General features: G+C 65.7%; 22 protein-coding genes. 13 read left to right on the top strand and 9 right to left on the bottom strand.

Annotated elements, in window-relative coordinates; translation table 11 throughout:
* Nucleotides 1-5 precede the first annotated feature (5 nt).
* Both AC07R1_RS06575 and hpaA read right to left on the bottom strand, forming a co-directional pair.
* Nucleotides 6-1,097, bottom strand: a complete 1,092-nt coding sequence (locus tag AC07R1_RS06575) for a DUF1176 domain-containing protein (RefSeq protein WP_495110307.1) — start codon at nt 1,095-1,097, stop codon at nt 6-8.
* A gap of 114 nt (nt 1,098-1,211) precedes the next feature.
* Nucleotides 1,212-2,141 carry a 4-hydroxyphenylacetate catabolism regulatory protein HpaA gene (hpaA, locus tag AC07R1_RS06580; RefSeq protein WP_011061651.1) on the bottom strand — a complete coding sequence of 310 codons (930 nt, stop codon included), beginning with the start codon at nt 2,139-2,141 and terminating at the stop codon, nt 1,212-1,214.
* 198 nt (nt 2,142-2,339) lie between these two features.
* Between hpaA and AC07R1_RS06585 the strand changes: the two genes are divergently transcribed.
* From AC07R1_RS06585 to hpaI, 8 genes are all read left to right on the top strand, one after another.
* Nucleotides 2,340-2,999, top strand: coding sequence for a fumarylacetoacetate hydrolase family protein (locus AC07R1_RS06585; protein ID WP_053158921.1), 660 nt, complete (start codon nt 2,340-2,342; stop codon nt 2,997-2,999).
* A 9-nt stretch (nt 3,000-3,008) separates the two neighbouring features.
* Nucleotides 3,009-3,809 carry a fumarylacetoacetate hydrolase family protein gene (locus AC07R1_RS06590; RefSeq protein WP_019095470.1) on the top strand — a complete coding sequence of 267 codons (801 nt, stop codon included), beginning with the start codon at nt 3,009-3,011 and terminating at the stop codon, nt 3,807-3,809.
* Entirely contained in the window at nt 3,810-5,270 is a 1,461-nt protein-coding gene (gene hpaE, locus AC07R1_RS06595) for a 5-carboxymethyl-2-hydroxymuconate semialdehyde dehydrogenase (RefSeq protein WP_103407725.1), read from the top strand.
* A gap of 54 nt (nt 5,271-5,324) precedes the next feature.
* Nucleotides 5,325-6,182 carry a 3,4-dihydroxyphenylacetate 2,3-dioxygenase gene (hpaD, locus tag AC07R1_RS06600; protein WP_041118526.1) on the top strand — a complete coding sequence of 286 codons (858 nt, stop codon included), beginning with the start codon at nt 5,325-5,327 and terminating at the stop codon, nt 6,180-6,182.
* Between the two features lie 65 nt (nt 6,183-6,247).
* On the top strand, nt 6,248-6,637 hold the full coding sequence (locus AC07R1_RS06605; protein WP_011061656.1) for a 5-carboxymethyl-2-hydroxymuconate Delta-isomerase: 390 nt from the start codon (nt 6,248-6,250) through the stop codon (nt 6,635-6,637).
* Nucleotides 6,638-6,772: 135 nt separating this feature from the next.
* A complete protein-coding gene (locus tag AC07R1_RS06610; RefSeq protein WP_011061657.1) occupies nt 6,773-8,080 on the top strand; it encodes an MFS transporter in 1,308 nt (435 codons plus the stop codon).
* Nucleotides 8,081-8,082: 2 nt separating this feature from the next.
* Nucleotides 8,083-8,886 (top strand): 2-oxo-hept-4-ene-1,7-dioate hydratase, encoded by an 804-nt coding sequence (gene hpaH, locus AC07R1_RS06615; protein WP_015635875.1) that lies wholly within the window; start codon nt 8,083-8,085, stop codon nt 8,884-8,886.
* A gap of 10 nt (nt 8,887-8,896) precedes the next feature.
* Nucleotides 8,897-9,697 carry a 4-hydroxy-2-oxoheptanedioate aldolase gene (hpaI, locus tag AC07R1_RS06620; protein WP_011061659.1) on the top strand — a complete coding sequence of 267 codons (801 nt, stop codon included), beginning with the start codon at nt 8,897-8,899 and terminating at the stop codon, nt 9,695-9,697.
* An 88-nt stretch (nt 9,698-9,785) separates the two neighbouring features.
* Here hpaI and AC07R1_RS06625 read toward each other — a convergent pair whose 3' ends face one another.
* The gene (locus AC07R1_RS06625; RefSeq protein WP_495110308.1) at nt 9,786-10,928 is read right to left on the bottom strand and encodes a glycerate kinase; all 1,143 of its coding nucleotides are present in this window, start codon (nt 10,926-10,928) and stop codon (nt 9,786-9,788) included.
* 308 nt (nt 10,929-11,236) lie between these two features.
* Nucleotides 11,237-12,358 carry a sugar diacid recognition domain-containing protein gene (locus AC07R1_RS06630; protein ID WP_495110309.1) on the bottom strand — a complete coding sequence of 374 codons (1,122 nt, stop codon included), beginning with the start codon at nt 12,356-12,358 and terminating at the stop codon, nt 11,237-11,239.
* A 191-nt stretch (nt 12,359-12,549) separates the two neighbouring features.
* Here AC07R1_RS06630 and AC07R1_RS06635 point away from each other — a divergent pair, with 191 nt between their 5' ends.
* Nucleotides 12,550-13,860 carry an MFS transporter gene (locus AC07R1_RS06635; protein ID WP_011061662.1) on the top strand — a complete coding sequence of 437 codons (1,311 nt, stop codon included), beginning with the start codon at nt 12,550-12,552 and terminating at the stop codon, nt 13,858-13,860.
* A 78-nt stretch (nt 13,861-13,938) separates the two neighbouring features.
* Here the strand turns inward: AC07R1_RS06635 and AC07R1_RS06640 are convergent, their stop codons facing one another.
* Nucleotides 13,939-14,349: a VOC family protein gene (locus AC07R1_RS06640; protein WP_495110310.1), complete on the bottom strand. Its 411-nt coding sequence runs from the start codon at nt 14,347-14,349 to the stop codon at nt 13,939-13,941.
* Nucleotides 14,346-15,077, bottom strand: a complete 732-nt coding sequence (locus tag AC07R1_RS06645) for an SDR family oxidoreductase (protein WP_011061664.1) — start codon at nt 15,075-15,077, stop codon at nt 14,346-14,348. Before AC07R1_RS06645 ends, AC07R1_RS06640 begins: the two co-directional genes overlap by 4 nt.
* 100 nt (nt 15,078-15,177) lie before the next feature.
* On the opposite strand from AC07R1_RS06645, the gene AC07R1_RS06650 reads away from it, so the two are divergent.
* The 3 genes from AC07R1_RS06650 to rarD all read left to right on the top strand — a co-directional run bounded on the left by AC07R1_RS06650 (nt 15,178) and on the right by rarD (nt 18,404).
* Nucleotides 15,178-16,077: a LysR family transcriptional regulator gene (locus AC07R1_RS06650; protein WP_194237727.1), complete on the top strand. Its 900-nt coding sequence runs from the start codon at nt 15,178-15,180 to the stop codon at nt 16,075-16,077.
* A 227-nt stretch (nt 16,078-16,304) separates the two neighbouring features.
* Nucleotides 16,305-17,318 (top strand): aldo/keto reductase, encoded by a 1,014-nt coding sequence (locus AC07R1_RS06655; RefSeq protein ID WP_495110311.1) that lies wholly within the window; start codon nt 16,305-16,307, stop codon nt 17,316-17,318.
* A 204-nt stretch (nt 17,319-17,522) separates the two neighbouring features.
* Nucleotides 17,523-18,404: an EamA family transporter RarD gene (gene rarD, locus AC07R1_RS06660; RefSeq protein WP_015635880.1), complete on the top strand. Its 882-nt coding sequence runs from the start codon at nt 17,523-17,525 to the stop codon at nt 18,402-18,404.
* A 48-nt stretch (nt 18,405-18,452) separates the two neighbouring features.
* On the opposite strand, the gene hpaR is transcribed toward rarD, so the two are convergent.
* The 3 genes from hpaR to AC07R1_RS06675 form a co-directional block, all read right to left on the bottom strand.
* Nucleotides 18,453-18,875 carry a homoprotocatechuate degradation operon regulator HpaR gene (gene hpaR, locus AC07R1_RS06665; RefSeq protein WP_011061668.1) on the bottom strand — a complete coding sequence of 141 codons (423 nt, stop codon included), beginning with the start codon at nt 18,873-18,875 and terminating at the stop codon, nt 18,453-18,455.
* Nucleotides 18,876-19,003: 128 nt separating this feature from the next.
* Nucleotides 19,004-20,080, bottom strand: a complete 1,077-nt coding sequence (gene hppD, locus AC07R1_RS06670; protein ID WP_011061669.1) for a 4-hydroxyphenylpyruvate dioxygenase — start codon at nt 20,078-20,080, stop codon at nt 19,004-19,006.
* A 251-nt stretch (nt 20,081-20,331) separates the two neighbouring features.
* On the bottom strand, nt 20,332-21,288 hold the full coding sequence (locus tag AC07R1_RS06675) for a DMT family transporter (RefSeq protein WP_495110312.1): 957 nt from the start codon (nt 21,286-21,288) through the stop codon (nt 20,332-20,334).
* 85 nt (nt 21,289-21,373) lie between these two features.
* Here AC07R1_RS06675 and AC07R1_RS06680 point away from each other — a divergent pair, with 85 nt between their 5' ends.
* On the top strand, nt 21,374-22,246 hold the full coding sequence (locus AC07R1_RS06680; RefSeq protein WP_041118536.1) for a LysR family transcriptional regulator: 873 nt from the start codon (nt 21,374-21,376) through the stop codon (nt 22,244-22,246).
* Nucleotides 22,247-22,312 lie beyond the last annotated feature (66 nt).

The following is a 22,312-nucleotide window of genomic DNA, read 5'->3' on the forward strand; positions in this document are numbered from 1 at the left end:
GGGGCTCAGGGGCGCTTGGGTGCCTCGGCGCTCCAGAGCACCGGCCAGTCTTCGTAGCCCAGGCCGCTGCAGGTGGGCATGCGCCGATAATCGGTGAGCTGGAAGGCCTGGCCATCGAAGTGCCAACTGGCCATTTCACCGCAGTCGCCTATCCCGCGGCCCATGAGGAAACTGCTGAGCTCGCCGGTCTCGGGGTAATAGTTGAGGCCCCCGGCATGGTCGACGCTGCCGGCCGGCAACGCCTGCATCTGCAGGGGCTGCAGCGCATAGGGCGCCGTGCGCGAGCGGCTGCTGATATCGAACAGGCAGATGTAGGCACCGCAATCGGAGAACTCGAAGACCAGCGCCTGCTGCGCGGTCAGGGGATAGACCTCGATCCGCGGTGGCATGACGTAGTCGTCGGCATCTTCGGTCTTTGCCGGCGGCAAGGTTTTGCGCACCGCCGCCAGCAGCCCGGTGCGCTCTCGGGCGCCGAGGGGCTTCACCCCGGGATAGGGGCGCAATGCCGCGGCCGGCTGCAACCCGGGCACCGTGCTGGCCGGCTGTTCGCCGGGCGCGGCCAGGGCGCTGACCGTGCCCTGGCGCTGCTGCACCTGGTCCACCCGTTGCAGCAAGTCCGGCAACCCCTTGAGCAGCACCTGGGCCGGCTCCTCTCCCGGCAGTTCCAGCACCTGCCCGGCCCGCAGCCGCGCCAGCCATTGCCGGGCCAGGGGCTGGTCATCAACCCGGTAGTACTGTTGTTCACGGGTGCTGTCGGGGGCTTCCACTTCCTGGACCAGCGCCGCCAGCAAGCCGGGCTCCAGCGGCTGGCCATCCAGGCGCAATGCACCGAGTTCCAATGGCACGCCCTGGTGCTCCAGTTGCAGTTGCAACAGGCCTTCGGGGCCGGCCTGGCTGCGGACTTTCAGGGTCAGGTGGTTGACCCGCTCGGCAAAATCGATGTTCGGCGCGTAGAGCAGTTGGCAGTCGCGGCGGTTGTCGCACGCGCCGATCCAGCCCTCCTGTTGCAACCACAGCGGCGTCAGCTCCGGCAGCTCCCCGGCCAGGCACGGCAAGGCGCCAAGCACCAGCAGGGACAACACAACGGTACGCAGCATGACGACGCTCCTTGTCGGGCAAAGGCGCGGATTCTGCCACGCCCGCCAGGCGGCGAATACCGCCAGGGTCAGTTGCCTGGGCGCGGCTCCATGGCATCAGCCCTGCCCCAGGGATCAGGCACCCGGCGCATTTGCGCCAGGGGCAGGCGCCTGCCCCTGGCGCAAGCGGTATTCCCCCGGCGCGGTCTTGGCGTAACGCTGGAAAAACCGGCTGAAATAGGCCGGGTCCTTGAAGCCCAGCTGGTAGCAGATTTCGTTGATCGAGCTGCCGGTGAACAGCAGCAGGCGCTTGGACTCCTGCATCACCCGTTCATGCACCAGGCGCTTGGACGGCAGGTCGGCGATGCGCCGGCAGACATCATTGAGGCGCGCCTCGGTCACTCCCAGGCTGCTGGCGTAGCGGCCCAGGGGCCAGTGCTCCAGGTAGCGGGCCTCGATCAGCTCGTTGAAGCGGTGGAAGATCTGCAGGTCTTCATGGCGTGCCGGGCGCGCCGTCAGGGAGTTGGCCGACAACCGCAGCAGGCTGATCATCAGCAGCCGAGTCAGGGCTTCCAGCGCCGGCTCGCGCCCCGGGCCCTGCCCGGCAATCTCCCGCTGCAACTCATGGAACAGGCCCTCCAGGCGTCGTACTTCGCCGGCGAACTGCGGCCCCAGGCGCGCCAGGGCCACGCACACCGGCGGCACCTGGGGCGCCGGGGCCAGTGCCGGGTCGGCGCCGATCAACTCCCACACCAGTTGCTGGCGCACGGTCAGCACATGGCCTTCGCTGTCGGCCTCGGTGACGAAGGCGTGGGGAATGGTCGGCGGGGTCAGGAAGAACATCGGCCCCGACTCCAGATACTGCTGATCGTCGAGGTAGACCCGCACCGCACCGCTCTGCACGTAATGCACCTGGAAGAAACGGTCGTGGCGATGCACCGGCATGTTGCGACCGAAGAAGCCGGCCAGGTTGCTGAGCTTGTCGTAGTGCACCTGGGCATCGGCGTAACGCTGGTCGTAGACCTGGCCGATGTTGATGTTGGGAATCGGTTGGCGTGGGTTCATGGCGCCCTTCTGTTTTTTATTTTGATCCACGCGGACCCTGCGCATCCTGCGTGATTCGCGGCTTGCCCGCCACTGCGGGATGGAAGCGGGCAGTCCATCGCTTGACGATCGTTAACATATTAAATATAACGTTAACACATTAACGAAATCGACCCGCCAGCGGCAAGCCGCTACGGGTACGGACACCAGGAGAGCCCGATGAGCCGTGCACTGAACGATCACGCCGGCGGCACCCTGTTCGGCGTTGCGCTGAACTACCAGGGGTTGCTGCAGAGCCATCTGCAGAGCTTCACCCAGCCGCCCTACCAGAAGCCGCCGGTGAAGCCGGTGCTGTTCATCAAGACCCCCAACACCCGCAACAGCCATGAGGCGCCGGTGGTGTTTCCCCAAGGTGTGGAGCGCCTGCAGCCCGGCCCGGCCCTGGGCGTGGTGATCGGCAAGCGCGCCAGCCGGGTGCGCCTGGAAGACGCCCTGGAACACGTGGCCGGCTACACCATCGTCAACGAATTCAGCTTGCCGGAAGACAGCTACTACCGCCCCGCGGTCAAGGCCAAGTGCCGGGACGGCTTCTGCGCCCTGGGCCCGGAACTGGTACCGGCCGCCGAGGTGGCCGACCCCCATGCCCTGAGCCTGGAGCTGTGGGTCAACGGCGAGCGGGTGCAGCACAACAGCACCGCCAACCTGGTGCGCAGCATTCCCCAGCTGATTGCCGAGATCAGCGAGTTCATGACCCTGCACCCCGGTGACGTGCTGATCACCGGCACTCCGGAAGGCCGGGTCGATGTACGCCCCGGCGATCGGGTCGAAGTGCAGATCAGCGGCCTGGGCCGCCTCGCCAACACCATCGTGGCCGAATAAGGAACCGACATGAAACATGCACGCATTCGTTATCAGGGCCAGGTCCACCAGGCCCTGGTCACCGGCCCCAACACCCTGCAACTGGAAGACGGCCGGGTCCTGGCCGAAGACCAGGTGCAGTGGCTGCCACCGGCCACCGGGACCATGTTCGCCCTGGGCCTGAACTATGCCGACCACGCCGCCGAGCTGGCCTTCAAGCCGCCCACCGAACCGCTGGTGTTCATCAAGTCTCCCGGCACCTACACCGGCCACAAACAGGTGACCTGGCGCCCGGACAACGTCGCCTACATGCACTACGAGTGCGAGCTGGTGGCGGTGATCGGCAAGACCGCGCGCAACGTCAAGCGCGAGGATGCCCTGGACTACCTGGCCGGCTACACCCTGTGCAACGACTATGCGATCCGCGACTACCTGGAGAACTACTACCGGCCCAACCTGCGGGTGAAGAACCGCGATGCCACCACCCCGGTAGGCCCGTGGATCATCGACGCGGCCCAGGTACCCGAACCCAACAACCTGACCCTGCGCACCTGGGTCAACGGCGAGTTGCGCCAGCAAGGCAGCACCGCCGACATGATCTTCGACATCCCCTACCTCATCGAATACCTGTCCGGCTTCATGACCCTGCAACCGGGGGACATGATCGCCACCGGCACCCCCGAAGGCCTGTCCGACGTGGTGCCCGGCGATGAGGTGGTGGTGGAAATCGAAGGCATCGGCCGGCTGGTCAACCGCATCGTCAGCGAAAGCGAATTCTTCACCCATCACGCCCACCCGGAGCCCACTGCCGTGGCCAAGGAGCACGCATAAATGATCAAGCACTGGATCAACGGCCGCGAAGTCGAAAGCCGCGAAGTGTTCACCAACTACAACCCCGCCACCGGTGAAGCCATTGGCGAGGTGGCCAGCGGCGGCGCCGAGGAAATCGCCCAGGCGGTAGCGGCGGCCAAGGACGCCTTTCCGAAATGGGCCAATACCCCGGCCAAGGAACGCGCGCGGCTGATGCGCCGCCTGGGTGCGCTGATCGAAGAGAACGTGCCGCACCTCGCGGAGCTGGAAACCCTGGACACCGGCCTGCCGATCCACCAGACCCGCAACGTGCTGATTCCCCGGGCCTCCCACAACTTCGATTTCTTCGCCGAGGTCTGCACCCGCATGGATGGCCACAGCTATCCGGTGGACGACCAGATGCTCAACTACACCCTGTACCAGCCGGTGGGCGTCTGCGCCCTGGTGTCGCCATGGAACGTGCCGTTCATGACCGCCACCTGGAAGACCGCGCCGTGCCTGGCCCTGGGCAATACCGCGGTGCTGAAGATGAGCGAACTGTCGCCGCTGACCGCCAATGAGCTGGGCCGGCTGGCGGTGGAAGCCGGGATTCCCGCCGGGGTGCTGAACATCGTCCAGGGCTACGGCGCCACTGCTGGTGATGCCCTGGTGCGCCACCCGGACGTGCGGGCGATTTCCTTCACCGGCGGCACCGCCACCGGCAAGAAGATCATGCAGACCGCGGGCCTGAAGAAGTACTCCATGGAACTGGGCGGCAAGTCGCCGGTGCTGATCTTCGAGGACGCCGACCTGGAACGGGCCCTGGACGCCGCGCTGTTCACCATCTTTTCCCTGAACGGCGAGCGCTGCACCGCCGGCAGCCGGATCTTCATCCAGGAAAGCGTCTACCCGCAGTTCGTCAAGGAGTTCGCCGCCCGGGCCAGGCGCCTGATCGTCGGTGACCCGCAGGACCCCAAGACCCAGGTCGGCTCGATGATCACCCAGGCCCACTACGACAAGGTCACCGGCTATATCCGCATCGGCCTGGAAGAAGGCGCAACCCTGCTGGCCGGCGGCCTGGAACGCCCCGCCAACCTGCCGGCGCACCTGGCCCGCGGGCAGTTCATCCAGCCCACGGTGTTCGCCGACGTGGACAACCAGATGCGCATCGCCCAGGAAGAGATCTTCGGCCCGGTGGTGTGCCTGATCCCGTTCAAGGACGAGGCCCAGGCCCTGCAACTGGCCAACGACACCGAGTACGGCCTGGCCTCCTACATCTGGACCCAGGACATCGGCAAGGCCCATCGCCTGGCCCGTGGCATCGAGGCCGGCATGGTGTTCATCAACAGCCAGAACGTGCGCGACCTGCGCCAGCCCTTCGGCGGCATCAAGGGTTCGGGCACCGGTCGCGAAGGCGGCGAATACAGCTTCGAGGTCTTTGCCGAGATCAAGAACGTCTGCCTCTCCATGGGCAGCCACCACATACCGCGCTGGGGCGTGTAAGGTTCAGAACCGTCCCGGATCACCCCAACAAGAAGATGTTTCAGGAGAAGCACCATGGGCGAAGTCGTCATGGCCGCCAAGGTCTGCCACGTACCATCGATGTACCTGTCCGAACTGCCGGGCAAACACCACGGCTGCCGTGAGGCGGCCATTGCCGGGCACAAGGAGATCGCCCGCCGGGCCCGGGAGCTGGGGGCAGACACCGCAGTGGTGTTCGATGTGCACTGGCTGGTCAACAGCGGGTACCACATCAACTGCGGCGAGGCGTTCAACGGCACCTACACCAGCAACGAGCTGCCGCACTTCATCAAGAACATGACCTACGACTACCAGGGCTGCCCGGAGCTGGGTGAGCTGATCGCCGCCGAGGCCAATGCCGCCGACGTGCGCACCCTGGCCCACAACATTCCCAGCCTGGAACTGGAGTACGGCACCCTGGTGCCCATGCGCTACATGCACATGGACGTGCCCGCTGCCGAGCACTTGAAGGTGGTGTCCATCGCCGCCTGGTGCGCCTGGCACCGCCTCGAAGACAGCTTCACCTTTGGCGCCGCGGTGCGCCGGGCCATCGAGAAGAGCGATCGCAAGGTCCTGGTGCTGGCGTCGGGCTCCCTCTCCCACCGTTTCTCCAACGACCGCGAGGCCGAGGCCAACATCCACAACTGGACCCGGGAATTCGACAAGCAGGTGGACCAGCGGGTGGTGGAGCTGTGGCAGCAGGGCCGCTTCCGCGAGTTCTGCGCCATGCTCCCGGACTACGCCAGCAGCTGTCATGGCGAGGGCGGAATGCACGATACGGCCATGCTCCTGGGGCTGTTGGGCGGGCCTGAATACAACCGCCCAGCGGAAATCGTCACTCCGCTGTTCGGCAGCTCCGGCACCGGCCAGATCAACGCCATCTTCCCTGTCTAGGCCCAGCTGCCCCCCTGACTCGCAAGCGGCCGGGTTCCCGCCGGCCACTTGCGAAGGAGTTCCCCATGCCGCATTTCATCGCTGAATACACCGACAACATCGAACAGGCCGCCGACCTGCCGGGGCTGTTCGAAAAGGTCCATGACTACCTGGGCGCCACTGGCGTGTTCCCCCTGGGCGGCATCCGCAGCCGCGGGGTGCGCCTGGACACCTGGCGCATGGCCGACGGCAAGCACGACTACGCCTTCGTCCACATGCGCCTGCAAGTGGGAGCCGGCCGCGACCTGGCCACACGACGCCAGGTCGCCGAAGGCCTGTTCGAGATCATCAAGGCGCACTTCGCCGAGCTTCAGGGCCAGCGCCTCTTGGCCCTGTCGTTCGAAATGAGCGAGCTGGATGCCGAGCTGAACTTCAAGCACAACAACGTGCACGAGTTCCTGCGCGGACAAGCCTGAGGGTAGCCGCCGGTAGGAACCGGCTCGCCAGCGAAGCGGCCCTCAGGCCTTGTGCCAGCCCCGGATCCGCCTTCGCCGGCAAGCCGGCTCCTGCAGGCCGGCCACCCACACAAGAACAATAACGAGATCATTGCCATGCCCCACTCAACCCTTGCCACGGCGCCGGTCGCCGAGGTCGATGACTGCTATCGCAAGATCACCTGGCGGCTGATGCCGCTGTTGTTCGTCTGCTACATCTTTGCTCACCTGGACCGCATCAACATCGGTTTCGCCAAGCTGCAGATGACCCAGGACCTGGGCTTCAGCGACAGCGTCTATGGCCTGGGTGCCGGGCTGTTCTTCGTCGCCTACGCGCTGTTCGGGGTGCCCAGCAACCTGGCCCTGGACCGGGTCGGCCCACGGCGCTGGATCGCCTTCCTGATGCTGGTCTGGGGCCTGCTGTCCAGCGCCCTGATGCTGGTGGACAGCGCCTGGGGCTTCTATGTTTTGCGCTTTCTGCTGGGGGTCGCCGAGGCCGGCTTCTTCCCCGGCATCCTGGTGCTGCTCAACCGCTGGTTCCCGGCCAGCCGCCGCGGCCAGGTCACCGCCCTGTTCGCCATCGCCGTGCCCATGGCCGGAGTCATTGGCGGCCCCCTCTCCGGGTGGATCCTGGAAAGCTTCCACGACTTCGGCGGCCTGCGCGGCTGGCAGTGGATGTTCCTCATCGAAGGCCTGCCGGTGGTGCTGCTGGGCCTGGTGGTGCTCAAGGCCCTGCCGGAAAGCATCGAACAGGTGGGCTGGCTGACCCCGGCGCAGAAGACCTGGCTGCTGCAGGCCCTGCAACAGGAAGAACAGCACAAGTCCATCACTCGTTTCAGCGGCATCCTCAGGGACCGCCACGTCTGGCTGCTGGTGTGCATCTACTTCGCGGTGATGCTGGCGGTGAACACCATCGCCTTCTGGATGCCGACCCTGATCCACCACGCCGGCATCGCCCGGGACAGCAATGTCGGCCTGCTCAGTGCCCTGCCCTACCTGGCAGGCTGCCTGTTCATGCTCGGCGTCGGCCGCTCCTCGGACCGCCTGCGCGAACGCCGCTGGCACCTGGGGGTGCCGCTGCTGATGTCCAGCCTGGGGCTGATCCTCACCGGGCTGGCCCCGGACAACCCCTGGCTGGTGATGTTCGGCCTGCTGGTGGCGGGCATGGGCGCCAGCGCCGCCTTGCCGATGTTCTGGCAACTGCCGCCGGCCTTTCTCGCCAGCAGCACCCAGGCCGCGGGTATCGCCCTGATCAGTTCCTTCGGCAGCGTCGCCGCGTTCCTTGCCCCTTACCTGATCGGCGTGGTGCGCGACGCCACCCAAAGCGCCAGCCTGGCCCTCTACGCCCTGGCCCTGCTGATTGCCTGCGGCGCCTGGCTGGTGCTCCAGGTGCCGGCTCATATCGTCAACCCTCGGGAGAAATAACCATGCTCAGCCCCTCGGATATCCAGGAAGCCGCCGCGCGCCTCAACGCCGCCGAGCGCAGCCGTGAACAGATCGGCCAGCTGTCCCTGCAATACCCCGCTATCAGCATCGAAGATGCCTACGCCATCCAGCGCAGCTGGGTGGAACAGAAAATCCGCGACGGGCGCAAGCTGGTGGGCCACAAGATTGGCCTGACCTCACGGGCCATGCAGGTTTCCTCGAACATCACCGAGCCGGATTTCGGCGCCCTGCTGGACGACATGCTGTTCGATGAAGGCAGCGACATTCCCTTCCAGCGCTTCATCGTGCCCCGGGTCGAGGTGGAACTGGCGTTCATCCTCGGCAAGCCGCTCAAGGGGCCCCACTGCACCCTGTTCGATGTGCTGGACGCCACCGACTGGGTGATCCCGGCGCTGGAGATCATCGATGCGCGCATCCAGCAGGTGGACCCGCAGACCCAGGCCACCCGCAAGGTCTTCGACACCATCTCGGACAATGCCGCCAACGCCGGGGTGGTGATGGGTGGCCGCGCCGTGCGTCCAGGGGATGTGGATTTGCGCAAGGTGCCGGCGGTGCTCTACCGCAATGGCGTGATCGAGGAGTCCGGGGTCTCTGCCGCGGTGCTCAACCACCCGGCCAAGGGCGTGGCCTGGCTGGCCAACAAGCTCGCGGCCTATGACGTCGGTCTGGAGGCCGGGCAGATCATTCTTGGCGGCTCCTTCACTCGCCCGGTGGCCGCCCGTCCCGGAGATGTATTCCACGTGGACTACGATCAGTTGGGCAGCATCGCCTGTCGTTTCGTCTGAGGAGACTGCCATGGACATGCCACTGAACCTGTTCAAGCAACGCCTGCAACAGCGCGAACCGCAGATTGGCCTGTGGCTGGGCCTGGCGGACGGCTACTGTGCCGAGCTGGCGGCCAACGCCGGTTTCGACTGGCTGCTGCTGGACGGCGAACACGCGCCCAACGATCTGCGCAGCCTGCTGGCGCAGTTGCAGGCCATTGCCCCTTACCCAGCCCAAGGCATTATCCGCCCGCCCATTGGCGATACCGCGCTGATCAAGCAATTGCTGGACATCGGCGCCCAGACCCTGTTGATCCCCATGGTGGAAAGCGCCGAGCAGGCACGCCAGCTGGTGCGCGCCATGCGCTATCCGCCACTGGGGGTTCGTGGCGTAGGCAGCGCCCTGGCCCGGGCGTCGCGCTGGAACAGCATCGCCGGCTACCTGGATCAGGCGGACGAGCAGATGTGCCTGCTGGTGCAGATCGAGAACCTCGAAGGCCTGCGCAACCTGGATGAGATTCTCGCGGTGGACGGGGTCGACGGGGTGTTTATCGGCCCGGCGGACCTGTCGGCGGCCATGGGCCAGCGGGGCAACCCCGGGCACCCGGACGTGGTGGCCGCGATTGAAGACGCCATCGTGCGGATTCGTCGGGCGGGCAAGGCCGCAGGGATTCTCAGTGCCGATCAGCGACTGGCGCGGCGTTGCATCGAGTTGGGGGCAAATTTTGTCGCGGTGGGCGTGGATACCACCGTCCTGATGAAGGGCCTGCAGAGCCTGGCCGGCCAGTACAAAACCCTGGACGCCCCCACCAGCGAGGGTGGGGTTTACTGACGGGCGATTGCCGTAGGAGCCGGCTTGCCGGCGAAAGCGTTCTTGCGCGCGGCAAGGCTTGAGGACCTCTTCGCTGGCAAGCCAGCTCCTACACGGCGTTGCTGGCCAGGCGCCAGAGGCGGGCGATGTCGGCGGCGCGTTCGCGCAGCAGGCGCGGAGCTTCGCGGCAGGCCTGTTCCAGGCTCATGGGGCCTGAGGTCAGGGCGAAGGCCGCATCCACGCCGTGGGCGTACATCTGCTGGTAACCCTCGCCCAGGGTGCCGGCAATGACGATCACCGGAACCCCCTGCTCACGGGCGATGCGCGCCACGCCAAAGGGGGTCTTGCCGCGCAAGGTCTGGGCGTCGAAGCGACCTTCACCGGTGATCACCAGATCGGCACCGCGCACGGCCTGTTCCAGGCCCACCAGTTCCGCCACCACTTCCACCCCGGGGCGAAATTGCGCGCCGAGAAACGCCTTGGCGGCAAACCCCAGGCCACCGGCCGCGCCGCTACCGGGTTCATCGCGCACATCCTTGGGCAGTACCTGGGCGCACAGGTCGGCAAAGTGTCCCAGGGCCTGGTCCAGTTGCTGCACCTGCTGCGCCGAGGCGCCTTTCTGCGGGCCGAAGATGGCTGAAGCGCCGTGCTCGCCGCACAGCGGGTTGTTGACGTCGGCGGCGATGTCGAAGCGCACCTGGGCCAGGCGCGGGTCCATGGCATCCAGTTCGATGTGGGCGAGATCGGCCAGGGCCAGGCCGCCGCGAGGCAGTATCCGGCCCTGGCGGTCCAGCAGCTTGACCCCCAGCGCCTGCAGGGCCCCCGCGCCGCCGTCGTTGGTGGCGCTGCCGCCGATGGCCAGGATGATGCGCCGGGCACCGGCCTCCAGAGCGGCCTGGATCAGCTCCCCGGTGCCGAAGGTGCTGCTGTTGCACGCATCGCGCTGCTCCAGCGCCAGCAGTTGCAGGCCACTGGCCTCGGCCATTTCGATGATTGCCGTGTGGCTCTGGGGTAGCCAGCCCCAGCGCGCCTCCACGATCGCTCCCAGCGGCCCCTGGACCCGGTTGCTGCGCAGTTGCCCGTCACAGGCGGCGAGAATCGATTCCACCGTCCCTTCGCCACCGTCGGCCATGGGGCATTGGCACAGCTCGGCGTCGGGCCACACATCCGCCAGCCCCTGGGCAATGGCCTGGGCCACGCCTTCGGCACTCAGGCTGTCCTTGAACGAGTCGGGGGCGATGATGATCTTCATGGGTTTTCTCCGGTTCTTGTGCCGCCATGCTGCCATCTGGCGCAGGCGCTGACCCCGGGCCACTGCACAAGTCCGAGGGCGCTTTATTGTTCATTGCTACAACCGCGCAACCTCGCCTAGCGTTGAAACCGCTGCCGCAGGCTGCGAACGGGCGCGTAGCGCTCGCGAAGGTCTTGGAAGCGATACAGGTTTGGCTGGAGATTGCCAAGCAAGGCCCTGCGGGCCTTTTCGCAGCCTCGCCAAGGCTCGGCAGCGGCTACCACCCCTGTTGGATCGGGATAGGCGATGGTGGAGATCGGCGCGATAAATCAGGCCGGCTCGCTGCGGTGGGGCAGCAGCTGTACGCCAAGATAAAGAGCCAGCATGCCGTCCAGGCGCAAGGGGTCGACGCCGCTGAGCTCGGCTATCCGTTCCATGCGGTAGCGCAGGCTGTTGCGGTGGATGCCCAGGGCATCGGCGCAGGCCTGGCTCTGGCCGTCGTGGTCGCACCAGCTGCGCAGGGTCGCCAGCAACTGGCCGTTGCTGTCCTTGGCCAGGACCTTGCGCAACGGCGTCAGCAGTTCGTCCAGGGCGTCATCGTTGCGGTGGCGCCAGAGCATCACCGGCAGCCGGTAGCGGTTGAGGGTGAGCAATCGCGCGTCCGGCAGGATATCCCGGCCGTAGGCCAGCAGGTCGCCGACCCGGCGGTAGCAGCGGCGCAATCCGGCCAGGCCCTCGGCCTGCCCGCCCACCGCCACCCGCAGGATGTTCCAGCCCTGGCCGTCGAGCTTTTCCAGCAGCCGCGGGTTGTCCAGGCTCAGGCTCGCCGGGCGGCACCAGAGCAGGGAACTCTTCGACGAGCTGACGCACCAGCTGTCCGGATAGCGGCTCAGCAACCAACTGCTGAGGCTATCCACGCCCTGCCCCGAGGCCGGATCCTGGGCCAGTTCGAACAGATAGGGCGTACGCGCCAGCTGTGGCTTGAGGCCCATCTGCTGGGCTTCATCCACCAGCCGCGGTGAGTCGCCGCCGTCGCTCAGCAGCAGGGCCAGCAGGTCGTCGCAGCGCTGGCGCCGCCATTGCTGCTCGGCCTGCTGGTGGCGCTGGCCCACCAGCATCTCGGCGGTCATGCGCACCAGTTCGGCATAGGTGCGCAACTGCGCCGGGTCGCCGGTAATGCCCAGCACCCCGATCAGCCGCTGGTCATGCAGCAACGGCAGGTTGATGCCCGGCTGCACGCCCTTGAGCTGGCGCGCGGTGGGTTCGTCGATCTCCACCACCCGGCCGTTGGCCAGCACCAGTTGCGCGCCTTCGTGCCGGGTGTTGATACGCTCCGGCTCGCCGCTGCCAAGGATCAGGCCCTGGCTGTCCATGACGTTGACGTTGTAGGGCAGGATCGCCATCGTGCGGTCGACGATATCCTGCGCCAGGTCATGATCCAGTTCGAACATGGGGGGATGATCCTTGACGGCTACAGCTGCGGGGACGGGCCGCGGGGTACGCGGCGTTGTTCAGTGGCACAGGGCCCGGGGCCAATCGCTGTGCGCCGGCACAAAGACAGGCCCGCGCCGGTGACCGAGACTCTCAGGGCGGTCAACGTTACCCTTGCACCGCAAAAAATCATAATAAAGAGAGACACACCATGTCACAGAGCGCCGCTGCCCCACTGGCCCAGGCTGACGACAAGAACGCCGTCTACAAGCGCATCACCCTGCGCCTGATCCCCTTCATCTTCGTCTGCTACCTGTTCAACTACCTCGACCGGGTCAACGTTGGCTTCGCCAAGTTGCAGATGCTCGATGCCCTGAAATTCAGCGAAACGGTCTACGGCCTGGGTGCCGGGATTTTCTTCATCGGCTACGTGCTGTGCGGCGTGCCGAGCAACCTGGCACTGAACCGGTTCGGCCCGCGGCGCTGGATCGCGCTGATGATGATCACCTGGGGCACCTTGTCCACCTGCCTGCTGTTCGTCACCACGCCGACCCAGTTCTACACCCTGCGCCTGTTCACCGGGGCCGCCGAAGCCGGCTTCTTCCCCGGCGTGGTGCTGTACCTCTCGCAGTGGTTCCCGACCTTCCGCCGTGGCCGGATCATGGCCCTGTTCATGTCGGCGATCCCGGTGTCCGGCCTGCTGGGCAGCCCGTTTTCCGGCTGGATCCTCAACCACTTCGCCGCCGGCCAGGGCGGCCTCGCCGGCTGGCAGTGGATGTTCCTGCTGCAGGGCATTCCTACCGTGATCCTCGGCGCCCTGGCGTTCTTCCTGCTCAGCGACAGCTTCGCCCATGCCAAGTGGCTGACCCCGACTGAACGCGCAGTGCTGGAGGCCGACCAGGCCAGCGACCTCGCCAACCAGCCCAAGACCGCCAGCGACTCCCTGGCCGCGGTGTTCAAGAACCCGGCGATCTGGGCCTTCGGCCTGATCTACTTCTGCATCCAGAGCGGGGTCTACGCGATCAACTTCTGGCTGCCGTCGATCATCAAGAACCTGGGGTTTGCCGACAATCTGGTGATCGGCTGGCTGAGCGCCATTCCCTACCTGCTGGCGGCGGTGTTCATGCTGCTGGTGGGGCGCTCGGCGGACCTGCGCAAGGAGCGCCGCTGGCACCTTGTAGTGCCGATGTTGATGGGCGCCGTGGGGCTGCTGATCGCGGTTAACTTCGCCGCCAACCCGGCCATCGCCATTCTCGGCCTGACCCTCGCCACCATGGGTGCCCTCACCGGCCTGCCGATGTTCTGGCCGGTGCCCACTGCCCTGCTCAGCGCCGGTGCAGCTGCCGGTGGCCTGGCGCTGATCAACTCCATGGGCCAGATGGCCGGGTTCCTCAGCCCCTATATCGTCGGCTGGGTCAAGGACAGCACCGGTTCCACCGATGCCGCGCTGTACCTACTGGCCGGGGTGATTGTTGCCGGCAGCCTGCTGGCGCTGCGCATGACCCGCACCCTGAACCGCTAAGCCGCGGCACTACACGGCCCCGGCCACGACAAAAGCCCGTTCGAGCCTCGGCTCCAACGGGCTTTTTCATGGCTGGGCTCAGGCCGGTGCCCTACCTTGTCGGGCGTAGTCGTGATTGATGCTCAACGCCCCCATCGCCGGAGCATCCAACTCCAGCACCAGGCCGCCGGGCAAGCGGACGAAGATCTGCCAGATGCCGTCTTCCGGCACCTGCGCCACTTGATGCTCCAGGCCACTGGCCTGCACCCGGCGCAACACGGCTTCGGCTGCCTCCTGGGTACTGAAGGCGATGTGGCTCAGTTGCGGCTCAGGGCAATGGGCCTGTTCGATGACGTGCACCAGCGCCGCATCGCCCTGGTACAACCAGCGCCCGGGAAAGGGAAACGGCGGCCGCCGGCCCGTTTGCAGGCCCAGCAGATCGGCGAAGGCCTGCTGCAACGCCTCGCCCTCGGCGCAGTTGAACGCCAGGTGATCGAAGCGCCAGCTCATAACAGGCCTCCACCATCGACATCGATCAGGCTCCCGCTGATAAAGCCGTTCTCCATGGCCAGGATAAAGGCCGCCGCCACCTCATCCGGCTGGCCGACGCGGCCCACCGGCAGGTTGGCACCGGTGCGGGCGAACATGGCTTCGCGGGCGTCCTCGGGCATCCCGGCATAGGCTTCGGTGGCGGTGACCCCGGGGCTGATGACATTCACCCGGCGTGGCGCCAGCTCCTTGGCCAGGTGCTTGCCCAGGGCTTCGAGGGCGGCGTTGAGGGTGGTCTTGAGCACTTGCCCGGGGACCATTTTGCGCGACAGCAGGCCCGAGGTCAGGCTGATGCTGCCTTGCGGCGCGAGTGTCGGCAGCGCCGCCTGGACCGCGCGCCACACGCCCCAGAACTTCACCTCGAAAGCCCGCTGGGCATCCAGCAGATCGGTGTCGGCCAGGGGCTTGGCGGCAATGGCCGGACCGGCGCTGATCACCAGGTGATCGAAGGCCCCCACCCTGGCGAACAAGGCCTGGAGACTGGCGGCATCGGTAATGTCCACGGCGATGCTGCAGGCCGATTCCGGCAGCTGTGCCTGCTGGCGCTGCAAGGCCTCGAGGCTGCGCCCCGCCAGTACCACCCGAGCACCACGGGCCGCGGCCTGGCGCGCCACCGCGGCGCCAATGCCGCTGCCGGCGCCAATCACCACCAAGGTTTGCTGGGCCAGGCTTGAGTTGGAAAGAGTCATTGCGATCACCTGCTGCGATTGAAAGTGATTGCATCTTCCCAGCTTGCCAATCGAGGAAAAATCCAGCTAAAACGCAAAGATCTTTAAAGGATTTTTATTAATGAGCTCGATACTGGACCTGGAAATCTTCGTACGCACCGCCGATGCCGGGAGCATTTCCGCCGCGGCCCGCTCCCTGGGCCTGACCGCGGCAGCCGCCAGCATCGCCCTCAAGCGCCTGGAAACCCGCCTCGGCAGCCGTCTGCTGGCGCGTTCCACCCGCAGCATGCGGCTCACCGAGGAAGGCCGCCGCTACCTGGACAGCGTGCGCCTGGCCCTGGCCACCCTGGAGGACGGCGAGCTGGCGCTCAAGCAGCAGAGCCAGGGCCTGGCCGGGGTGCTGCAACTGTCGGCGCCCTCGGACTTCGGGCGCAATGCCCTGCTTCCCTGGCTCGATGAATTCAAGACCGAGCACCCGCAACTGCGCCTGCAACTGCGGCTCGATGATCGCCACGCCGACCTGTTCCGCGACGCTGTGGATGTGGCCCTGCGCTTTGGCGTGCCCGAGGATTCCAGCCTGGTGGCCTTGCCGATTCTCCCCGGGCACCGGCGCATCGCCTGCGCCAGCCCGGCCTACCTGGCCCGTTGCGGGGTGCCGCAAAACCCCGAGGCGCTGGCCGGGCACAGCGCCCTGCTGTACCTGCGCAATGGCCAGCCCTATGACCGCTGGCGTTTCAGCCGCGACAGCGAAACCCGCGAAGTCCTGGTGCGTGGCGATTACCTGTGCGACGACGGTGAGGTGGCCCGGCGCTGGGCCCTGGCCGGCCACGGCATTGTCTACAAGGCCCGGCTGGATGTGGCCGAGGACATCCGCGCCGGGCGCCTGGTGCCGCTGCTCGGCGACTGGCAAGGGGAACCGGCCCCCTTCAACTTGCTGTGCCCCCATCGCCTGCAGGTTTCCCAGCGGGTGCGCCTGCTGCACAGCTTTGTGTCGCAGCGCTGCCGGGCGCTGTGTCCCTGACCCGGTGCGGCCCCGGGGCGGTTGGCCGTTGCGCGGTTCGCCGGCAAGCCGGCTCCTACGGGACCTCCTTGCAGGAGCTGGCTTGCCAGCGAAGGCGATCTCACGGGCACCTGTGCCGACAAGGAGGCGCCATTCAGGCATTGCAGAGGCCCGGGGTTGTGGTATTTGATGGTCGCCCCCATGGCCGGAAACGCACTGGCCAGCCCTCTAGCACAAGGATTCCGCCCATGAGCTATCGCATCCTCGGCCATTCCGGTCTCAAGGTTTCCACCCTGACCCTGGGCACCATGATGTTCGGCGAGCAGACCAACACCGAAGACTCGCTGCGCATCATCGACAAGGCTTGGGACCAGGGGATCAACTTCATCGACACCGCCGATGTCTACACCCAGGGCCGCTCCGAGGAGATCGTCGGCGAAGCCATCGCCAGCCACCGCCATGAGTGGGTGCTGGCGTCCAAGGTCGGCTTCGGCCCGGTGGACGGCGTGCCCAACCGCAGCGGCCTGAGCCGCAAGCACATCTTCAACGGCATCGAGGCCAGCCTGACCCGCCTGGGCACCGATTACCTGGATATCTACTACCTGCACCGCGAAGACCACAACACGCCTCTGGAGGTGAGCATCTCGGCCATCGGCGACCTGTTGCGCCAGGGCAAGATCCGCTACTGGGGCCTGTCCAATTATCGCGGCTGGCGGATTGCCGAGGCGATTCGAGTCGCCGACCAGTTGGGGGTGGACCGCCCGGTGATCAGCCAGCCGCTGTACAACATCGTCAACCGCCAGGCCGAGGGCGAGCAGATCACCGCCGCCCGCGCCTATGGCCTGGGCGTGGTGCCCTACAGCCCCCTGGCCCGTGGTGTGCTCAGCGGCAAGTATGCGCCGGACGTCACCCCGGACGCCGCCAGCCGCGCCGGGCGCCAGGACAAGCGCATCCTGGAGACCGAATGGCGGGTCGAATCCCTGCGCATCGCCCAGCAGATCCAGGAATACGCCCAGGGGCGCGGGGCCGGGATCGTCGAGTTCGCCATTGCCTGGGTACTGAACAACCAGGCGGTGAGCTCGGCCATTGTCGGCCCGCGCACTGAAGCCCAGTGGGACGCCTACACCCGGGCCCTGGAGGTGAAGATCAGCCCTGAGGACGAAGCCTTCATCGACGCGCTGGTGACCCCGGGGCACGCCTCGACACCCGGTTTCAATGATGTCGGCCATTTTGTCTCCGGACGTTTTGCGCACCTGGGCTAAATACGGACCCTGGCCGCGCAAACCCAGCGGCCATCGCAGTCCGGCCTTTCCCTGGAAGGCCGGGCCGCGCCACAAACGAGAAATTTTCCCGCCGGGGTGTCGCAAACAGAGCAAAAATCCCGGGGCAAACCCTCTATATTCCCCCTCGCTCCACTCTCCCCTTCTTTTTGTGCATCCCGAGCGTTCGGGTTCTACGAGGACTGCGTGTCTAAAGGTATTGCGTTATCGGTTCTGGCGTCGGTGCTGTTTGCCGTCATGTATTTCTACACCTCGCTGCTGGCGCCCCTGACCGGGGTGGAGATCTTCGGCTGGCGGATGTTGCTGACACTGCCCTGCATGACCCTGTTCATGCTGCTGGCCGGTGAATGGCATCGGGTCGACGAAGTGCTGCGACGGGTACGCAGCAAGCCCGTGCTGGGCCCGGCGCTGCTGCTGTCGTCGGCGCTGGTCGGGGTGCAGCTCTGGCTGTTCATGTGGGCACCGCTCAATGGCCATAGCCTGGATGTATCCCAGGGCTATTTCCTGCTGCCGCTGACCATGGTCCTGACCGGGCGCATCGTCTATGGCGAACGTCTGTCGCGGCTGCAGAAGCTGGCAGCGGTGCTGGCCTGCATCGGCGTGCTCAACGAGCTGTACCAGGTGGGCAGTTTTTCCTGGGCGACCCTGGTGGTGGCCCTGGGCTACCCGCTGTATTTCGTCTTGCGCAAGCGCCTGGGCACCGACCACCTGGGCGGCCTGTGGGTGGACATGGCCCTGCTGATGCCGGTGGCGCTGTGGGTGGTGCAGAGCGGCGAACAGGGCATTGCCGTGGTCGCGGCCCAACCCTGGCTGTACCTGCTGATTCCCGTGCTGGGGGTGATCAGTGCCTCGGCGCTGGTGTGCTACATCATTGCCAGCCGCTTGCTGGCCTTCAGCCTGTTCGGCCTGCTCAGCTATGTGGAACCGGTACTGCTGCTGTTGGTGGCGCTACTGCTGGGGGAAAGCATCAAGGCCGGGGAATGGCTGACCTACGTGCCGATCTGGCTGGCGGTGCTGGTCCTGGTGCTCGAAGGCGTGCGCCATCTGCTGCGCCAGCGCCGGGGCTGAGCCCGGCTGCGGGGGTATCTCGCGTGCATCAAGGCCTGCAATACGGGCTCAGGGCTTGATCTGCTTCAGTTCGTTGAGCAGGGCCAGCAAGGCCTGCATCTTGTCTTCGCCGAACTGCTGCTGGATCTTCTGGTAGTTGATTTCCATGTCGCCGCTCATGGATTCGAAACAGGCCTGGCCCTTGTCGGTCAGGGTGATGAACAGGCGGCGCTGGTCTTCCGGAGACTTGCGCCGGCTGACGTACTGGTCGCGCTCCAGGCGGGTCAGCACGCCGGTCATGCTCGGCGGCAGGATGCAGGCCATCTTCGCCAGCTGATGGCTCTCCAGCTCGCCGTTCTGGCGCAGGATGCGGATCACCCGCCATTGCTGTTCGGTCAGGTCGTGCTGGTTCAGCGAGGGACGGAAAAACGCCATGGCGGCCTCACGGGCCTGCAGCAGGGTCAAGGTCAGGGAAGGTCTGGGTGTGTTCATCGAGGCATCGGTCAGGGGCTGGGAATCGGGGGCGAAACATTAACACATTCACAATCGCCAACCGACAGGCAAAATAAAGCCCGACCAGAAACCTCCTGATCGGGCCTTGGACTCAAGCGTGCCGGGGCTTACTCGGTGGCGAGTACGCCACGACGCACCTGGTCGCGTTCGATCGATTCGAACAGTGCCTTGAAGTTGCCCTCGCCGAAGCCATCGTCGCCCTTGCGCTGGATGAATTCGAAGAACACCGGGCCCATCAGGGTTTCCGAGAAGATCTGCAGCAGCAGGCGCTTGTCGCCGGCTTCCGAAGAACCGTCCAGCAGGATGCCCCGCGATTGCAGCTCGTTGACCGGCTCGCCGTGGTTCGGCAGGCGCCCTTCGAGCATTTCGTAGTAGGTGTCCGGTGGCGCGGTCATGAAGCGCATGCCGATCTTCTTCAGGGCGTCCCAGGTCTTGACCAGGTCGTCGGTGAGGAAGGCCACGTGCTGGATGCCCTCGCCATTGAACTGCATCAGGAACTCCTCGATCTGCCCGGCGCCCTTGGACGATTCCTCGTTCAGCGGGATGCGGATCATGCCATCCGGAGCGGTCATGGCCTTGGAAGTCAGGCCGGTGTACTCGCCCTTGATGTCGAAGTAGCGGATCTCGCGGAAGTTGAACAGCTTCTCGTAGAAGCCGGCCCAGTAGGCCATGCGCCCGCGGTACACGTTGTGGGTCAGGTGGTCGATGATCTTCAGACCCGCGCCCTTGGGGTTGCGGTCCACGCCTTCGAGGAACACGAAGTCGATGTCGTAGATCGAGCTGCCCTCGCCGAAACGGTCGATCAGGTACAGCGGCGCGCCGCCAATGCCCTTGATCGCCGGCAGGTTCAGTTCCATCGGGCCGGTTTCAATGTGAATCGGCTGGGCGCCCAGTTCCAGGGCGCGGTTGTAGGCCTTTTGCGAATCCTTGACCCGGAACGCCATGCCGCACACCGACGGGCCGTGCTCGGCCGCGAAGTAGGAAGCGACGCTATGGGGTTCGTTGTTGAGGATCAGGTTGATCGCACCCTGGCGATACAGATGCACGTCTTTGGAACGATGGGTCGCGACTTTGGTGAAACCCATGATCTCGAAGATCGGTTCGAGGGTGTTGGGGGTAGGCGATGCGAATTCGATGAATTCAAAGCCCATCAGGCCCATTGGGTTTTCGAAGATATCTGCCATGGTTGGCGCCTCATCATATTTTTAGAATTAACGGATCGTTAGTTGCTAGCAATGCTGAGGAGGGACGGTGGCGCACAGGAGATACCGCGCACGCTGCGGGCGAGGAAGTCACCATAGATCAGTTGAAACCCGAGAATCTTCATTTCGACCCTGTCTTACAGGCTGGGGGGCGAGGCTTCTGCTGCCAGAAGACTTTATTATTGTATGCGTAACCGGATTCTACACAGCGTAAAAGCCTTTGTCCGCATTCTCTATAAAATCGCCTTTTTTGGCCCGCCCGCAAGGGGTTTGTTGCACTGGTAGATACCGCCGAGAATCAGCGCCCCGCCCCCCCCCATCACCGGGCTCAACTGTTCTCCCAGCACGAGCGCGCCGAGGATCACCGCCGTCAGCGGATTGAGGGCGATGAATACACCGCAACGGGTGGTACCGATCCGCCGCAAGCCGTCGTAATACCAGATATAGGCCAGCGCCGAACCCAGCACGCCCAGGTACAACAGGCTCAAGCCCTGGGCCAGGTTCAGGCGAGCCACCGCCTGCAGGTCGAACTCGCCACGGATCAGGGTGGCGGCGCAGAGCATCAGGGTGCCCAGGAGGATCGAGCAGGTCACGGTTTGCAATGAGCCCAGGCTGTGGTTCAGCCCCCTGGAGAACAGCGAGTACACGCCCCAGCCCAGCACGCAGCCAAGAATCAGCAGGTCGCCTTGCCAGCTCCCGGCCTGCGCCGCCAGGGCCGAAGGGTCACGGCTGCAGATCACCAGGGCCGCGCCACAGAGGCACAGGGCAATGCCCAACAGCGTGCGCCGGCCCAGGCGCTCCTTGAACAGCGCCCAGGACGCCAGGGCAATCACTGCCGGGTTCAGGGCCACGATCAACGATGCCCGAGAAGCCTTGACTTGCTCCAGGCCGAGGAAGAAACACAGGTTGTAGAAGAAGATCCCGAAGAACCCCAATAGTGCCAGTTGGCCGAACTGCCTGAGGCTGGGCCGCACCAGGGGAATACGCGCCACGGCCATGAAGCCGAGCAAGGCCAGGCTGGCCAGCAGGAACCGCAGGCTGGCGGCCAGCAAGGGCGAGAGCCCGCCGGCCAGGTAGCGCCCGGCAACGAAGGTGCCGCCCCAGATCATGGTGACTGTCGCCAGGCGGCCATACACCGCCAGGTCCCGGTATTCGCCCGCCAGGGGGCCGCTGATATTGCTTTCACTCATGGTCAAGACGCTCTGAGGCAATGGGTTTGTACTGCACGACCATTTTTTGTCTAATGCCTGATCATCGTAAAATGAGCTTTTACTCATGACCCTGACCCAGCTGGAGATCTTTTCCCTGGTGGCCGAACTCCAGGGCTTTACCAGCGCCGCCACGCGCCTGGGCATCACCCAGTCGGCGGTGTCTCATGCCATCAAGTCACTGGAGCAGGAGCTGCAGGTGGACCTGTTTCGCCGGCACCAGGCCCAGGTCGAACTCACCGACATCGGCACCCAGTTGCTGCTGCGCGCCCGGGCCATGCTCGGCCTGGCGGCGACCCTGGCCCAGGAAGCCGCGGATGCCCGGGGCATGAAGCGCGGCACCTTGCGCATCGGCTCGTTCGGCCCCACCTCGTCGATCCGCCTCCTGCCCCGGATTCTTCACGACTACCGCCGCGAATATCCGGACATCGAAGTGCATATCGACGAAGGCCCCGATCGCCAGGTCCTGCAATGGCTGGAAGAACGACGGGTGGACCTGGGCTTCGTGGTGTTGCCCCAGGAGCGCTTCGACACCGTGCCTGTGGTCGAGGACCAGTTGCTGGCATTGATTCCAGCCAGCCACGCCCTGGCCAGTGAAGCGCAACTGCGCCTGGACCAACTGTGCCATGACCCCTTCGTGCTCACCGAAGCCGGCTCGGCGGAGCTGGTGTCACGCCTGTTCATCGGTGCCGGCCTGCGGCCCAATATCCGCTACCGCAGCACCCAACTGCTGAGCACCCTGGAAACCGTGGCCCGCGGCGATGCCTTGAGCATCGTTGCCGAGTTGTCCCTGCCCCAGGCCGCGGACCCGCGCTACACCAGCCGCCCCCTGGAGCCTGCCGTGCGCCGCCAAGTGGGGATCGCGGTGCTCGACCGACGCCAGGCGTCGCCGGCGGCCCTGGCCTTCATCCAGCACGCGCAGCGCCTTTATCGCCGGTAAAAGCCGGCTATCCTGCGATGATCAAGACAGCCGCAGGGGCCATGCCCCCCGGTGCCATCCTCCCCC

This window comes from Pseudomonas sp. GW821-FHT07F01, from assembly GCF_059418825.1.

Excerpts from the sequence above, each read along its gene's own strand:
- AC07R1_RS06575 (WP_495110307.1), bottom strand. The coding sequence starts at position 1,097 with ATGCTGCGTACCGTTGTGTTGTCCCTGCTGGTGCTTGGCGCCTTGCCG.
- hpaA (WP_011061651.1), bottom strand. The coding sequence starts at position 2,141 with ATGAACCCACGCCAACCGATTCCCAACATCAACATCGGCCAGGTCTAC.
- AC07R1_RS06585 (WP_053158921.1), top strand. The coding sequence starts at position 2,340 with ATGAGCCGTGCACTGAACGATCACGCCGGCGGCACCCTGTTCGGCGTT.
- AC07R1_RS06590 (WP_019095470.1), top strand. The coding sequence starts at position 3,009 with ATGAAACATGCACGCATTCGTTATCAGGGCCAGGTCCACCAGGCCCTG.
- hpaE (WP_103407725.1), top strand. The coding sequence starts at position 3,810 with ATGATCAAGCACTGGATCAACGGCCGCGAAGTCGAAAGCCGCGAAGTG.
- hpaD (WP_041118526.1), top strand. The coding sequence starts at position 5,325 with ATGGGCGAAGTCGTCATGGCCGCCAAGGTCTGCCACGTACCATCGATG.
- AC07R1_RS06605 (WP_011061656.1), top strand. The coding sequence starts at position 6,248 with ATGCCGCATTTCATCGCTGAATACACCGACAACATCGAACAGGCCGCC.
- AC07R1_RS06610 (WP_011061657.1), top strand. The coding sequence starts at position 6,773 with ATGCCCCACTCAACCCTTGCCACGGCGCCGGTCGCCGAGGTCGATGAC.
- hpaH (WP_015635875.1), top strand. The coding sequence starts at position 8,083 with ATGCTCAGCCCCTCGGATATCCAGGAAGCCGCCGCGCGCCTCAACGCC.
- hpaI (WP_011061659.1), top strand. The coding sequence starts at position 8,897 with ATGGACATGCCACTGAACCTGTTCAAGCAACGCCTGCAACAGCGCGAA.
- AC07R1_RS06625 (WP_495110308.1), bottom strand. The coding sequence starts at position 10,928 with ATGAAGATCATCATCGCCCCCGACTCGTTCAAGGACAGCCTGAGTGCC.
- AC07R1_RS06630 (WP_495110309.1), bottom strand. The coding sequence starts at position 12,358 with ATGTTCGAACTGGATCATGACCTGGCGCAGGATATCGTCGACCGCACG.
- AC07R1_RS06635 (WP_011061662.1), top strand. The coding sequence starts at position 12,550 with ATGTCACAGAGCGCCGCTGCCCCACTGGCCCAGGCTGACGACAAGAAC.
- AC07R1_RS06640 (WP_495110310.1), bottom strand. The coding sequence starts at position 14,349 with ATGAGCTGGCGCTTCGATCACCTGGCGTTCAACTGCGCCGAGGGCGAG.
- AC07R1_RS06645 (WP_011061664.1), bottom strand. The coding sequence starts at position 15,077 with ATGACTCTTTCCAACTCAAGCCTGGCCCAGCAAACCTTGGTGGTGATT.
- AC07R1_RS06650 (WP_194237727.1), top strand. The coding sequence starts at position 15,178 with ATGAGCTCGATACTGGACCTGGAAATCTTCGTACGCACCGCCGATGCC.
- AC07R1_RS06655 (WP_495110311.1), top strand. The coding sequence starts at position 16,305 with ATGAGCTATCGCATCCTCGGCCATTCCGGTCTCAAGGTTTCCACCCTG.
- hpaR (WP_011061668.1), bottom strand. The coding sequence starts at position 18,875 with ATGAACACACCCAGACCTTCCCTGACCTTGACCCTGCTGCAGGCCCGT.
- hppD (WP_011061669.1), bottom strand. The coding sequence starts at position 20,080 with ATGGCAGATATCTTCGAAAACCCAATGGGCCTGATGGGCTTTGAATTC.
- AC07R1_RS06675 (WP_495110312.1), bottom strand. The coding sequence starts at position 21,288 with ATGAGTGAAAGCAATATCAGCGGCCCCCTGGCGGGCGAATACCGGGAC.
- AC07R1_RS06680 (WP_041118536.1), top strand. The coding sequence starts at position 21,374 with ATGACCCTGACCCAGCTGGAGATCTTTTCCCTGGTGGCCGAACTCCAG.